A 13,702-nucleotide genomic window follows, 5' to 3' on the forward strand; every position below is an offset into this window, starting at 1 on the left:
AAAAAGAGCTACTCCCATAATGAAGTAACCCTGGCCTTAACACAACAACTTGTTTTCCTAGTTTCATAATTACCTATCCCAATATACTTGGTAACCAAAGTGAAATAGTTGGAACGAATGCAATCAATAAAGCAGCTACAATGAGAATAAGTAAAAACGGCCAACTATACTTAATGAATTGCTCTACCTTCGTACCAGTTATAGAACAGGTCGTATACATAATCGTTCCAAGCGGCGGTGTTAACGTTCCTATACTTATACAAATAATAAAGAAAATACCAAAGTGTACTGGATCAATCCCGTATTGCTGAATCATTGGCATAAATAAAGGTGTTAGAATAATAATTGAAACATTTCCTTCGATAAACATTCCCACTATTAATAAAAAGATTAGAACAACTAGAAGAAACATAACTGGTGAGGAAACATGACTCACCATAAATTCCGTCATTCTTTGTGGAACCTGCTCCAATGTCAAAACCCAAGCAAAGGCAGAACCGGCAGCAATAATGATTAAAATGGAGGCAGCGGTATGTACCGTTTCGACAAGTGCGTTGACTAATTGCTTCATTTTCATTTCGCGATAAATAACTAAACCTAAAAATAAAGCATAGAATACTGCAATCGCACCAGCTTCCGTTGCACTAAATACTCCGAAACGAATTCCACCAATGATGATGATGGGAAGCAACAACGCTAAAATCGCATCTTTAAATGTAAAGAAAAAGATCTTCTTTGTAACTTTTTCTTTATTCTCTGTTTCGAGCTTATGTTTTTTGGCGTAAAAATGAACATAAACCATAAAGCTCACACACAAAACAATCCCCGGCAAAATCCCCGCTAAAAACAAACTCCCAATGGAAACATTCCCTACATACCCATACATAATTAATGCAATTCCCGGTGGAATAATTGGTGTGATAAGAGATGTAGATGCGGTTAACGCAGTCGCAAACGCTCGGCTATACCCCTTCTTTTCCATTTCAGGAACTAACACTTTTGATTGCATGGCTGCATCTGCAACATTAGAACCTGATAATCCGCCCATTAATGTACTTAACACGACATTTACCTGTGCCAATGAACCAGGAAGACGATTCGTCAAAACTTGTGCAAATCGAAGCATTCGCGAAGTGATCCCCGTGTAGTTCATTAAAATACCAGCAGCAACGAAAAATACAATAGCTAGTAGAGGAACTGATTCCACTCCTCCTACTAATCTTTGAATTAATACAGTACTTGAGAAACTATCAGTAAATAAAAAATAGACTGCTGTACTTACAATTAACGCAAATGCTATCGGTACATTTAGGATAAATAAAAGTAATAAAACGGATAATACAACAGTTAAAGCCATCCTAAGACCCTCCTTCTTTGCTGAATTCTATCTGGAGAGACCGAATCATTGATTTAGTGAAATAAATGGCAGTAAACACTCCAGCAATTGGTACAGCTATGTTAATCATCTGATAGCTGATCCCGAGGATCGGAGTAACTTTACTTGATGCTTGTAAAATAAAATTTAATCCAAGGTAAATAAAAATATAAAAAAGTACGAAATAGATAGCTGAAGCACGAATGAAAATACTAATGATTCGTAACGGTCTCGGAAGTTTATTTACAAAATAATCAACCCCCACATGGCTATCTCGCTTCATCGCTGAGCTAATTCCGATATATACAAACCATACAAATAATCCTATGGCTATTTCTTCAACCCATGGAAGAGGATTGTTTAACACATAACGAGAAAACACATTCGTACCAGTCAGCAAGATGATTGCAGAAAGTGCGAAAGTTGCTATTCCGTCATCTATCCAATTGAACCACTTCTTCATCATTAATCTCTCCCCCTGATACAAACATGATAAAATCTTGAAGCTCTTAGGATTTACCTGAGATGTGAGCATCTACATGCTCACATCTACATAAATCTCTTAATTCATCAATCTTTAAGGACGGTTTTCAAGTAACTCTTGAATTTCTTCATATAAACCAGGTGTCCAAGAAGGGAATGACTCATATACACCTTGAACCAATTCTCTAAATGGTTCTATATCCACTTCATAAATTTCTACGCCCTGAGCTTCAAATTCAGCTATAACTTCCTCTGTTTGCGCATCTAATACCGTTCTTCCATATTCGCTCGCTTCGTCACCTGTTTCTCTTAAAATTTGAAAAAGATCCTCTGGTAATGTATCCATGAAGCTGGTGCCACCAATCCAAGCCGTAATAAACTTTTGATGTCCTGTTAGTGAAAGATGTTTTGAAACCTCATGTGCTTTCACCCCTTGAAGAACAGGAAGTGGATTTTCTGCTCCATCAACAAGGCCTTGTTGAAGTGAAGTATATAGGTCTCCAAGTGGTGTAGGTGTAGCTGCAGCACCCATTGCTTCGAATGTTTGAATAGACATTTGGTTATTTGGAACGCGAATCTTTAATCCTTTTAAATCTTCAGGAGTTTCTACTTTATCATTTGTTAAGAGATGACGGGCACCATAGACCGTTCTCGTTGTAACGACCTCAATACCTTGTGTGTTTAAATCACTTCTTAATCCTTCAAACCATTCTGTTTCAGTTAAGTATAGCAATTCATCAATCTCATCTACTAAATAAGGAGCTGTTAAAATTCCAGCATCAGGAACATAGTCCATTAAAAAGTCATACCCGGCTAACACAATTACGTTGTTCCCCATTTGTGCTTGTTCTACCACATCTTTCTCAGGTCCTAATTGTGAACTCGGGTAAAGCTTTAACTCTAATCTCCCATCACTCGCTTCTTCTGCTAGCTCTTTCCACTTTTTAGCTAATTCATCAACTGGCTCTCCTGGTTGATTTCCATAAGCGATGTTAATAGAATACACTTCTCCACCAGTTGTTCCTTCGGACGCTTCTTCCGTTGCACCCTCAGTTTGTTCTGAAGCTCCAGAACTCTCTTCACTAGTGCCAGAAGAACAAGCTGCCACAAATAACAATAACAGAACTGCAAGTGAAGCGAAAAATAACTTGTTAACTTTTTTCATCTTTAACTCCCCTTTTTTGAATGGTTTATATAAAAAGTAGATAACGCTTACATTCGATTAGTAGACGATCCACTTTTTATCTTTCTAATGACTCCCTGTGCTCTACATCACATTTTCAAATCCCATTGTCACCATCATAACAACAAATACAGAAATAAAAATTGCATTAAATGCTAATCTATACCTTTTCTTGATGTAGGAGTTCTAGTTGAAATCGGTTCGAAAGCCTATAATCCTCTCACATAAACGATCAAATAAAGAAAGCTTTTCATAAACTAAACAGTTGGACTTAGGTCTAATCTATTAAAAGGTAGGTCCAATTCTCCAAATCCCAAAATCATGTTGTTTAAGAATTTCTGCTTTTGTTAATTTACCTGAGCTCACCATTCCGATCTCAGTTAAAATTCGTTTCCCAACCTCATCTACTGTTTCGGTACCTTCGATAATTGTACCTGCATTTAGGTCCATATTCTCACGCATTCTTTCAAACATCCCAGTGTTCGTAGAGATTTTAATCACTGGTGCAATCGGTGATCCCGTAGGTGTTCCTCTTCCACTTGTAAATAAGACAACCTGAGCTCCACCAGCGACCATTCCAGTTAATTGTTCAATATCATGACCTGGTGTATCCATCCAAACCAATCCTTTCTCCGTTGGCTCTTCAGCATAGTTGATCAGCTCATTTAATGTACTTTTCCCTGCTTTATTTGCTGCTCCAAGTGACTTTTCCTCAAGTGAACTCAGTCCACCTCTGATGTTTCCAGGACTAGGATTTCCAGTTCGGATATCTACGCCCATTTGTATCGAGCGATTTTCCATTGCTTCAATTACTTCGTATACACGCTTAGCTACTTGGTCATTTTTAGCTCGATTTGCTAATAAGTGTTCAGCCCCAATTAACTCAGTAGTTTCTGCTAGTATAGATGTACCACCTAAGTCAACAATCATGTCGCTTACGGCTCCTACTGCTGGGTTCGCCGACAATCCAGAACAGGCGTCAGATCCACCACATTCTGTTCCGATGATCAACTCACTAAAATCACACCATTCCTTCATTTGCATCGATGCTTCCTGGACGAGCTTCGTTGCTGCTTTGGCCCCTTCTGCGATCGCGTCTAAAGTTCCTCCATGCTCTTGAATTGAAACGGTAATAACCGGTTTCCCAGACTCAGCAATCTCGCCAGCTACGCTTCTAGCTTGGTGGGTTTCACATCCAAGACCTAACACGACGACGCCGTATACATTTGGATTTTTTCCCATTCCTACATATGTCCTGAACGTTTGGTCGTAGTCAACTCCTACCTGAGCACATCCATGCTGATGGTTAAATGAAACAGTTCCGTGAACAAGCTCTGTAATTTGTTTAGCTGTTTGTGTCGCACATGTGATTGTCGGAAGAATCAACACATGATTACGAACACCCACCTTTCCATCTGACCGTCTATACCCTAAAAATTGTCCATTTTCAATTTGTAACAATTTTATCACCTCTTCCTCTTGTTCCTTCTAAATTATGAACATGTACATGCTCACCTTTCTCAATATCTCTTAAAGCTCTACCTATCACTTCTCCATATTTCTTAATTTCTGATCCAGCTTCGATCGCATTTATTGCAAACTTATGACCGAATTCAATTGTTTCCTTCAAGATAATCATGCTAGTCTCTTTTTGGGGAATATTGACTTCAATTTCAGTTCCTGCTGGTATTTCCTGAAGTGCTACCGCAACGCTGTCATCTGGTCTCATAACAATGGTTCGAAATTTCCCATTACTCAACTTGCTCACTCCTCTCTATGTATAGAAAACTCTTGTATTCTTTTAGAACGTTGATTAGGTATTGTGGTAGTACCAGAGTAACGCAATAAAAGACCTCATTCCCGGAGGTGTGGTAGTACCGGAAAATAACTAACATATCGACTGAGTCCCGCTAATAAATTAAGCGCTTTCAATACATTGTCATGTGGTAGTACCAGTACAATAAAAATATATCATGAAATTTATGGGAAACACAACCAGTTTTTAGTTTTTTCTAAATAAATTTTCAATAATTCCTTCAAATAAGTTTTTTTATTTAAACAAAATCTATATATAAATCTTCTTTTTTGTGGTATTTTGGTAGTACCACGATGTCGAATTTAAGAGGTGATAAAACATGGTCAAAATTAATCCTGTTAAACGAGTAACAGTTACAGAGCAAATTATGGAGCAAATGGCTTCTTGGATCACCACGAATCAGCTAAAACCAGGTGACAAACTTCCAAATGAACGCTTATTAGCTGAAGAATTCGGAGTCAACCGCGGAAGAATTCGAGAATCATTACGAGCCCTAGCGCTTATCGGTTTGATTACCATCAAACCTGGTGAAGGAAGTTATGTTAGCAAACGCGAAACCCCTATTCCAGCTGAAACGATTTCTTGGATGTACTATAACGAGATTAATAACATGGAAGAAATTTATGCTGCTCGTAAACTAATTGAGTCTGAAGTCTACTATGAAGCCTCACAGCATATGAACAATAAAGATATCCAAGTCTTAGAAGAGATATTAAATCAGTTGAAAAGCTTTGACAAAAGAAACAAAGAATCTGAAGCCTTTCAACAGCTTTTAGATGATTTCGATTTACACATGGGCCTGTGCAGTAGCAATAAGATTTACTGCAAACTCATGCAAACTATTGTTCATTTACGTCATAATAGTATGGTAAAAATGCTTAATATCCCTGGTGCGATGAAAAATAGTATTGAGTCAAGAACAAAGCTGGTGTCTGCAATAAAAGAAAGAAACACTGATCAGGTAAAAGAAGCCATTGACCTGAATTTCTCACGAGCTAAACAATTGTATTCAAAAATTGAGTAAAAGCCCTTTTGTAAGGGCTTTTATCATGATAAAAGCCGCGTGATTAGGAAATCACGCAGCTTATTATTTTAAACCTCTTGTTTAAACTTATTTGTTAATCTTCCAAGCTTTTCGATTTCAATCGTTACCTCATCGCCATCTTGTAAATACACTCTTTGATCTTCTGGCATACCTAAAGCTACCCCTTCTGGAGTACCTGTTAGAATAATATCCCCTGCGTTTAATGTCATATGTTCAGAGATATAACTGACAATTTCATCACATTTAAAAACCATATCTGCAGTGTTTGAGTCTTGACGCACTTCTCCATTTACAATCGCTTTGATCGATAGGTCATTCGGGTTCTCAATATCATCACTTGTCACAAGGTATGGACCAAGTGGACTAAAGCCGTCTAAACACTTCCCTAACAGCCATTGATTCGTCCGGAATTGCAAATCTCTTGAAGACAAGTCATTCACATTGCAATAACCAAAGACATATCCAAGCGCATCTTCTTGTGTAACACGCTTCGCCTTTTTCCCAATAACGATGACAAGCTCCGCTTCATAATCGTTCTCTTGTGAATTAAATGGAAGATTTATTACCTGATTATGAGCGGCAACCGTATTATCAAATTTATTAAATAAAACCGGGTACTCAGGAATTGGCATATTTGACTCTTCTGCATGCTTTCGGTAGTTTAAACCAACACAAATCATTTTACCAGGCTTCGGTACAGCTGGTCCTAGTTGTAGTTCTTCCTCATTTAAAAAGTAAGATTCTCCTTGCTGCTCAAGCGCTGATTTTACTAGTGCGTCTAACACGTCTAGTGAACCATCGTTTTCAATGACTTCTTCAATCGTGACAGGGGCTGCTTTCGAAAGAGAACTAGCTGCTTTCGCCACATCCAATACACCCTGGTCTGTCTTAATACCTAACTTTAACTCGCTTTTCTCTTGAAAGGTTAATAGTTTCATTATTCTCTCCTCCTCTTTTTCGCTTAACTTGATTTTCCATTGACGACACCGCCATCAATCATAAATGGAGTTCCCATCATAAATTTTGATTCTTCTGAAGCTAAATATAGCGCTGCATAAGCAACATCAATTGGCTTTCCTAAATCACCACTCAGCTGTCTTTCTTTTATCTTGGCAATTGCAGCCTGACGATCAGGCTCTCTTGATAAATAATCTTCCACAAATGGGGTGTAGATCGTCCCTGGCATTAATGCATTGACACGAATATTATAAGGAGCATAATCAACCTGCATCGACTTTGTTAAGGAAAGAATAGCACCTTTACTTGCAGCATAAGACGCCCTGTTAGCAAGCCCAATTTCTGCAATACAGGAAGACATGTTAATAATTGATCCACTATTTTGTTTTATCATCAGCGGCAAGATGGCTTTTGAAACTAGAAAGGCGCCCGTTACGTTAACATCAAAGACTTTTTTCCATGTTTCAAGCTCAATCGTATGTAGTTGCCCTATCCCACTAATTCCTGCATTATTAAATAGAATATCAATGATCTCATAATGGCTCTGAATGACACCCACCAGGCTAGTTACACTATCCTCATTTGTCACATCAACTTCTACAAACATGGCTTTACCTTGCTTATCTTGAATTTCTGAAACCGTTCCTCTTCCAATCTCTTCATTAATATCAGCTACAATGACTTCGGCACCTTCTTTTGCAAATAGCAATGCCGTTTCCTTTCCAATCCCAGAACCTGCCCCTGTTACTAGAGCAACTTTATCTTTAAGTCTCACTAGAGTCCCTCCTATAGTAACTATTAAACGCTTTCAAATTCACAAACTAAAAGCAAAAGACATCAGAGGTATTCTGGTACTACCACAAAATTAATTTATCACCTTTTCCGTTTTTTTTCAATAACAAACAAGTGAAAACTTTCAAAATAAACTATTAAAAGTCTCTCCAATCATGGAGAGACTTTTACTTTTTAGCCTTTTACAAAAACCGTCTTAATCGACGTAAAGAACTCAATCGCAGCTTGCCCCTGTTCTCTAGAATGAGAGCTAGACTGCTTCATGCCGCCAAATGGAGCTTGCAATTCAACTCCTGCACTCTCAGCATTGATTCGCACTAGACCCGCATCCATATCTTTGATAAATGTCAGCATCTTTTGGATGTTCGTTGTAAAGATTGACGCACTTAATCCATATTCCACATCATTGGCAAGTGTTAACGCTTCATCTAATGAATCGACTTTCATTAAGGTAAGAACCGGTCCGAAAATCTCTTCTTGCGCTATTGTCATATCAGTTGATACATTTTCGAAGACCGTTGGCTCAACGAAGAAGCCATTTGCACATTCCTTCTCAAGGATACGCTTGCCTCCAACAAGAAGCGTGGCTCCTTCTTCTTTTCCTTTTTCAATATAGGATAAAACAGTATCGAGCTGACTTTCACTCGCACTTGGCCCCATCCAAATTCCTTCTTCTAAACCGTTGCCAACCTTAATTTCTTTTACATGATTAATTAGCTTTTCTTTAAACGCATCATAGACACTACTATGAACAATCACACGACTGGTTGCCGTACATTTTTGACCTGTCGAACGAAGACCACCGCTAATCGTTGCTTCAACAGCAAGATCTAAATCAGCATCTTCTGAGACAATCACTGGGTTTTTCCCACCCATTTCAAGCTGATATTTCGCACCGCGCGCTAATGCCCCTTGACCAACTTGCTTACCAACAGTATCAGAACCTGTAAATGTAACTCCGTTTACACCTTGATGATCAACAAGGCCTTGCCCAATCACTGATCCAGCACCTGTAATAAAGTTGACCACCCCACTTGGGAGGTTCGCCTCTTCAAAGCATGCAATCACTTTCGCCGCTGTCACAGCTGCTTCTTCAGCTGGCTTTAACACAACTGCATTACCATAGATTAGTGCCGGAGCCATTTTCCAAATTGGAATAGCAACAGGAAAGTTCCATGGTGTAATAACACCTACAACCCCTAAAGGAACCCGGCTTGTAAACATTAACGCATTTGAATCGGTTGAAGGAATAACATCACCGACTTTTCTCATGCCTTCTCCTGCATAATAACGAAGAATTGCGACACCACGAGCCGTTTCCCCTTTAGCCTCAGGCAGGGTTTTCCCCATCTCACGAGTCATTGTCTCAGCAATATCGTCAATACGTGATTCTAAAATGTCAGCCACTTTATATAAGTAGCTGCCACGCTCAGCACCAGAAAGCTTTCCCCATGACTTTTGCGCTGCCTTTGCCGCTTCTATAACAGTGTCCAAATCTTCTTTCGTTGATTTTTGCACATATCCTACAATTTCATTTTGGTTAGCCGGGTTAATACTTGCTGCCACATCTGAACTAGAAGCACTCACCCATGAACCATTTACAAAATTTAAATACGTCTTGATATCTGTTTTTAATACCATTCTTCTCTTCCTCCTTCAATCTTATTATTTTGCTGTTTGAGCAACTTGACTTTTTACCGAATTCTTTAAACTTCCAATTCCTGAAATTTGAATATCAATTTGATCTCCGTCAGCTAACGTAAATTCATTTGGAGGCACGATGCACGTTCCTGTTAACAGCACCGTCCCTGGAAATACGATGTTATCTCTTTTTAGGAAGCCAACTAACTCACCAAATGAACGCTTCAATTGAGCAGTACTAGCTGAACCTTCGACGACCAGTTCATCATTTCGATAGATCTTACATGTAATCTCAAATTGATAGGGATCTTCCACCGTTTCAGCTAAAAGAATAGCTGGACCGATCGAACATGAATTAGCCCAGAGCTTAGCCTGTGGTAAATACAACGGGTTTTCACCTTCGATATCGCGACAGCTCATATCATTCCCAACCGTATAGCCAACGATTTCCCCATCTCCACTTAAAACGAGTCCGAGTTCCGGTTCTGGAATCTGCCAGTTCGAGTCACTTCGTAAGAATACTTCTCCATCAGGACCAATCGTTCGTTCCTTTGTTGACTTAAAGAAAATTTCAGGGCGTTCAGCATCATACACTTTGTCATAAAATGTTGTCGCATCTAGCTTTCCGTCTGTTGCTTCATAGTTGCGAGCTTCCTTACTTTTTTGATACGTCACACCAGATGCCCAAACTTCTGGAGCATCAATTGGAACAAGCAACTTTAACTCTTGTAAGCTTTCACTTAATGGTAGACTATCAGCAATAATTGCTTGAATCACTTCAACAGGTTTCACTTGTTTTGATTTCGCTTCTGCTACGACATCTAATAAACTACTAAACGGCAATGTGTACACTTGATTTTGTTCTGTTACAGCTGCTAGTTTTGGACTTTGCGATTGCTTCTCTTCAAATCGAATGATTCTCATCAAAATCCCCTCCTGTTTTATAATATAAAACTAAGTTTTTATATATTTATACGAGACAAACTAGTTCTCGTATCCATATCCTAATTTGGCTGATAACTTGGTTGCTTCCCTTTTTAATAAATCAATATGCAATTGAGTTTGTTCTTCATTAAATCTCATAACCGGACTTGAAATGCTAATCGCCGCTACGACTTCACCTGTGTAATTCCTCACTGGAATCGACACGCAATTAACACCAGGTTCGTTTTCTTGATTATCTCGTGAAAACCCCTGTATCCGGACTGTTTCTAGTTCTTTTAAATAAGCTGTCCTATTCGTAATCGTAAACTCTGTACGAGGAACAAAATCGTAATCTTCGAGTATACTCTGAATTTCCCCTTCAGACTTAAAAGCTACTAACGCTTTCCCTACACTGCTGCAATGAATCGGGATTCTTCTACCAATTCTGGAGTAAAGAGCACTAGAGGTAGCTCCCTCGACTTTATCAATATATACGCCCTCTTTTCCGTCTAATACAACTAAATGTACAGTTTGTTGCGTTTCTTTTGTTAGCGCTTGTAAATGTGGTTTCGCTAACTCTCTTAAATCTAAGCTTTGAACAACTAAATTCCCACGCTCAAACAATTTCATTCCTAAGCGATACTTGCCATTTTCCGGGTTCTGATCAATATAGCCGCGCTTATGCAACGTCATTAATAGCGAATGAACCGTGCTTTTAAGAAGCATTAATCGTTCACTAATATCGGTAATTTTCAACTCTTTTTCATACTCATCAAATAAGTCTAATATTTGTAGAGCTCTATCAACTGATTGAATAATAGGCATTAAAGCCCCCCCTCGATGTAATTCTTAACCATAGAATATCACAGAAGGCTAAGGGATTATGTAAGGATGTAAACAGTTAAACTCGAACATAAAAGCTACCACTCCTCTCCTCTCTTCTGTTCAATATGAGTTAGATGATCCCGTTTGTTTTATATTATAAAACTCTGTTCTCAAATAACCGGCTGCAACTGTAGTATATTTGAAAACCCTTTCAAAGTCAATTCACTTTTTGAATTTTTCGGACTCTAAAAGGGTTCTCGAGTGACTATCTCTCAATAACGGCCTTAATCACTTTTTGTTCTGGATCAAATAGTGTCTCAAACTCACTAATGAGGGTTCCGAAAGAAATTCTTTTAGTGATCAGTTCTTGAATGTTAACCTGATTTTGTTCAATGCAGCTAATGACATACTTAAAGTCATCTATTGTTGCATTACGACTTGCTAATAAGCTCAACTCTTTTTTATGAAAATCTGGATCATGAAACGAGATCTCTTCCTTGACTAATCCAACATAGACCAATTGTCCGCCATGACTGACAAAGTTAAACGCGTTCATCATTGAAGACTTGTTCCCTGTCGCATCAAAGACAACCTCTGGTAAATCATGATCAGTTAGCCTTGCTAATTCAGCGTCTGGCTCATCTAATGCATTGACCGTATAATCAACCTCTGCCCATTTTTTACAAAAGTTTAATCGTTCTTCATTAATATCCATTGCAATTACTATCGCACCCGTTAATTTAGCAAACTTCATAACAGCCAACCCAATCGGACCTGCCCCAATAACCAAAGCCACCTGATCTCTTGATAGATTTGATCTTCCCACTGCATGGACCCCGATACTAAGCGGTTCCACCATGGCCGCCTCATCCAAACTGATATGATTCACCTTAAGGACATGACTCTCAGGCACCCGTATCATTTCCTTCATTCCACCATCTAAATGAACACCTAACACCTTCATATTCGTACAACAATTAGGTTTTCCATTACGACAAGCTATACAGGTTCCACATTCCAGATATGGAATCACCGTGACTTGGTCCCCTGGCGATAAGGAACTATGATTTTCTGCATCAACTACTACTCCAGCCAACTCATGACCTAGCACTCTCGGATACGTGAAGAAAGGCTGATTTCCACGAAAGGCATGGAGATCGGTTCCACAGATTCCGATTCTTTTCACCTCAATGACCACTTCCCCAACCGATGGTTCAGGGATTGCCTCTGTTTTTTCTAGCAATACGTTTGGTTCTTGGCAGCTAATCAACTTCATGTTTTTCCTCCATTCTATAATTTGTCTTTTCCACAATTATAACAACAATATCAGAAATGAAAATTGCGATGATTGCGAATTTATACCTTTTTTTGATATCTTATAAAAGGAGGGATTCATATGAAACCAATTCGAAAAGCTTTTGATTCTAAAATTCATTTTCCTTTTCATATAAACTATCAGGATAAAAAAGATCTCGCTCATGAGTTACCTACTCATTTTCATGACTGGTATGAAATAGTCTTTGTCTATAGTGGAAAAGGGACCTTCTTCATCAACAATGCTTTTTATGATATGGAGGCTTCGGATTTATTTATCCTGCCGGGTAACACCATTCATCATGCCATCCCAGATAAAGAGAATTCTGTTACTTCAACTGCAGTCTTTTTCCACCCTCTTTTCGTTCAGGATGAGGGAATTCACAATTCTACTTTTTCCTATTTACAACTCTTTGATGAAAGTACAAAGCTTAATCAATTTCGATACACTCTCAATCCCAACCAGAAACAAAAGCTAATTGACTCTCTAAAAGTCATTCATGAGGAAATCTCAGAGCAAAAGACCGGCTTCCAACAAGCGATTCAGTTACAGCTTAAGTTGATGCTCCTTTTCTTTAACCGCTCCATCATCCATCCACTAAAAAATGAAGCAACTAAACCATCTATCCCAGGATGGATAAAAGATGTTTTAACTTATTTAGAGGAACATTTTACAACTGAAGTAACCCTGCAAACACTTGCGGATCACGGCGACATTAGCCCTGCTCATCTAAGCCGGGTGTTTAAGCAGATGACCGGATTAAACATCTCCGAATATATTGCAAATAAGAGAATCTTACATGCTAAAGACTTGTTATTGAAAACAAATGAGAATGTGGCAACCATTGCAGAAAGATGCGGATTTGAAAGTCTTCCTCATTTTTATCGAACCTTTAAGAAGAAAGTTGGATGTTCGCCGGCGCAGTACAGAAAAGTGGAGAGAGTTGAAGAGTAGAAGTTATGTTTTTTTGGAGTACTTGAGCTAAAATGGGGAGTGTTGTGCGATTAAAAAGGGACTCTGTCAACTACCTCTTGTTTCACCTGATCTTTTAGTAGATGAGCACTCTCAAAAAGAGGCTTGATCATCTTTATGATTGGATTCTAGCAGGATATGATTCGAAATCATGATATATGGTCCGAATTCGTCATCTATGATCGCAAATGATTATTTTATGATCTAAATCGACATCACCGCAAAAAGCACAACCCTCTGGGTTGTGCTTTGATCTGCCTGGCAACGTCCTACTCTCACAGGGGGAAGCCCCCAACTACCATCGGCGCAAAAGAGCTTAACGACCGTGTTCGGCATGGGAACGGGTGTGACCTCTTCGCTATCGCCACCAGACT

General features: G+C 38.8%; 13 protein-coding genes and 1 rRNA gene. 2 read left to right on the forward strand and 12 right to left on the reverse strand.

Annotated features, from left to right (window positions below):
- Nucleotides 1–73: 73 nt before the first annotated feature.
- From AC1FXP_RS20850 to AC1FXP_RS20870, 5 genes are all read right to left on the reverse strand, one after another.
- Entirely contained in the window at nt 74–1,357 is a 1,284-nt protein-coding gene (locus tag AC1FXP_RS20850) for a TRAP transporter large permease (RefSeq protein ID WP_480063889.1), read from the reverse strand.
- 1 nt (nt 1,358) lies between these two features.
- Nucleotides 1,359–1,841 carry a TRAP transporter small permease gene (locus AC1FXP_RS20855; RefSeq protein ID WP_480063890.1) on the reverse strand — a complete coding sequence of 161 codons (483 nt, stop codon included), beginning with the start codon at nt 1,839–1,841 and terminating at the stop codon, nt 1,359–1,361.
- 111 nt (nt 1,842–1,952) lie between these two features.
- Nucleotides 1,953–3,023 (reverse strand): C4-dicarboxylate TRAP transporter substrate-binding protein, encoded by a 1,071-nt coding sequence (locus AC1FXP_RS20860; protein WP_480063891.1) that lies wholly within the window; start codon nt 3,021–3,023, stop codon nt 1,953–1,955.
- Nucleotides 3,024–3,326: 303 nt separating this feature from the next.
- A complete protein-coding gene (locus AC1FXP_RS20865) occupies nt 3,327–4,493 on the reverse strand; it encodes a UxaA family hydrolase (RefSeq protein ID WP_480063904.1) in 1,167 nt (388 codons plus the stop codon).
- A complete protein-coding gene (locus tag AC1FXP_RS20870; RefSeq protein ID WP_480063892.1) occupies nt 4,489–4,800 on the reverse strand; it encodes a UxaA family hydrolase in 312 nt (103 codons plus the stop codon). Before AC1FXP_RS20870 ends, AC1FXP_RS20865 begins: the two co-directional genes overlap by 5 nt.
- Before the next feature lie 376 nt (nt 4,801–5,176).
- On the opposite strand from AC1FXP_RS20870, the gene AC1FXP_RS20875 reads away from it, so the two are divergent.
- Nucleotides 5,177–5,881 carry a FadR/GntR family transcriptional regulator gene (locus tag AC1FXP_RS20875; RefSeq protein WP_480063894.1) on the forward strand — a complete coding sequence of 235 codons (705 nt, stop codon included), beginning with the start codon at nt 5,177–5,179 and terminating at the stop codon, nt 5,879–5,881.
- Between the two features lie 68 nt (nt 5,882–5,949).
- Here the strand turns inward: AC1FXP_RS20875 and AC1FXP_RS20880 are convergent, their stop codons facing one another.
- From AC1FXP_RS20880 to AC1FXP_RS20905, 6 genes are all read right to left on the reverse strand, one after another.
- A complete protein-coding gene (locus AC1FXP_RS20880) occupies nt 5,950–6,840 on the reverse strand; it encodes a fumarylacetoacetate hydrolase family protein (RefSeq protein ID WP_480063895.1) in 891 nt (296 codons plus the stop codon).
- A gap of 23 nt (nt 6,841–6,863) precedes the next feature.
- Nucleotides 6,864–7,634 carry an SDR family NAD(P)-dependent oxidoreductase gene (locus AC1FXP_RS20885; RefSeq protein WP_480063896.1) on the reverse strand — a complete coding sequence of 257 codons (771 nt, stop codon included), beginning with the start codon at nt 7,632–7,634 and terminating at the stop codon, nt 6,864–6,866.
- A 191-nt stretch (nt 7,635–7,825) separates the two neighbouring features.
- On the reverse strand, nt 7,826–9,292 hold the full coding sequence (gene gucD, locus AC1FXP_RS20890) for an alpha-ketoglutaric semialdehyde dehydrogenase GucD (RefSeq protein ID WP_480063897.1): 1,467 nt from the start codon (nt 9,290–9,292) through the stop codon (nt 7,826–7,828).
- Between the two features lie 24 nt (nt 9,293–9,316).
- Complete coding sequence (locus AC1FXP_RS20895) at nt 9,317–10,216, reverse strand: fumarylacetoacetate hydrolase family protein (RefSeq protein ID WP_480063898.1); 900 nt, start codon at nt 10,214–10,216, stop codon at nt 9,317–9,319.
- A 60-nt stretch (nt 10,217–10,276) separates the two neighbouring features.
- Complete coding sequence (locus AC1FXP_RS20900) at nt 10,277–11,041, reverse strand: IclR family transcriptional regulator (protein ID WP_480063899.1); 765 nt, start codon at nt 11,039–11,041, stop codon at nt 10,277–10,279.
- A gap of 265 nt (nt 11,042–11,306) precedes the next feature.
- A complete protein-coding gene (locus AC1FXP_RS20905; protein ID WP_480063900.1) occupies nt 11,307–12,317 on the reverse strand; it encodes a zinc-binding alcohol dehydrogenase family protein in 1,011 nt (336 codons plus the stop codon).
- A gap of 120 nt (nt 12,318–12,437) precedes the next feature.
- On the opposite strand from AC1FXP_RS20905, the gene AC1FXP_RS20910 reads away from it, so the two are divergent.
- A complete protein-coding gene (locus AC1FXP_RS20910; protein ID WP_480063901.1) occupies nt 12,438–13,310 on the forward strand; it encodes an AraC family transcriptional regulator in 873 nt (290 codons plus the stop codon).
- Between the two features lie 274 nt (nt 13,311–13,584).
- Here AC1FXP_RS20910 and rrf read toward each other — a convergent pair.
- Nucleotides 13,585–13,700: ribosomal RNA gene (gene rrf, locus AC1FXP_RS20915) — 5S ribosomal RNA — on the reverse strand.
- Between the last annotated feature and the right edge of the window lie 2 nt (nt 13,701–13,702).

The sequence above is a fragment of the Halalkalibacter sp. HAAS-P013 genome (genome assembly GCF_056619925.1).

Bases quoted from the DNA above. Each gene is read 5' to 3' on its own strand.
- AC1FXP_RS20850 (WP_480063889.1), bottom strand. From the start codon at position 1,357: ATGGCTTTAACTGTTGTATTATCCGTTTTATTACTTTTATTTATCCTA.
- AC1FXP_RS20855 (WP_480063890.1), bottom strand. From the start codon at position 1,841: ATGATGAAGAAGTGGTTCAATTGGATAGATGACGGAATAGCAACTTTC.
- AC1FXP_RS20860 (WP_480063891.1), bottom strand. From the start codon at position 3,023: ATGAAAAAAGTTAACAAGTTATTTTTCGCTTCACTTGCAGTTCTGTTA.
- AC1FXP_RS20875 (WP_480063894.1), top strand. From the start codon at position 5,177: ATGGTCAAAATTAATCCTGTTAAACGAGTAACAGTTACAGAGCAAATT.
- AC1FXP_RS20880 (WP_480063895.1), bottom strand. From the start codon at position 6,840: ATGAAACTATTAACCTTTCAAGAGAAAAGCGAGTTAAAGTTAGGTATT.
- gucD (WP_480063897.1), bottom strand. From the start codon at position 9,292: ATGGTATTAAAAACAGATATCAAGACGTATTTAAATTTTGTAAATGGT.
- AC1FXP_RS20895 (WP_480063898.1), bottom strand. From the start codon at position 10,216: ATGAGAATCATTCGATTTGAAGAGAAGCAATCGCAAAGTCCAAAACTA.
- AC1FXP_RS20900 (WP_480063899.1), bottom strand. From the start codon at position 11,041: ATGCCTATTATTCAATCAGTTGATAGAGCTCTACAAATATTAGACTTA.
- AC1FXP_RS20905 (WP_480063900.1), bottom strand. From the start codon at position 12,317: ATGAAGTTGATTAGCTGCCAAGAACCAAACGTATTGCTAGAAAAAACA.
- AC1FXP_RS20910 (WP_480063901.1), top strand. From the start codon at position 12,438: ATGAAACCAATTCGAAAAGCTTTTGATTCTAAAATTCATTTTCCTTTT.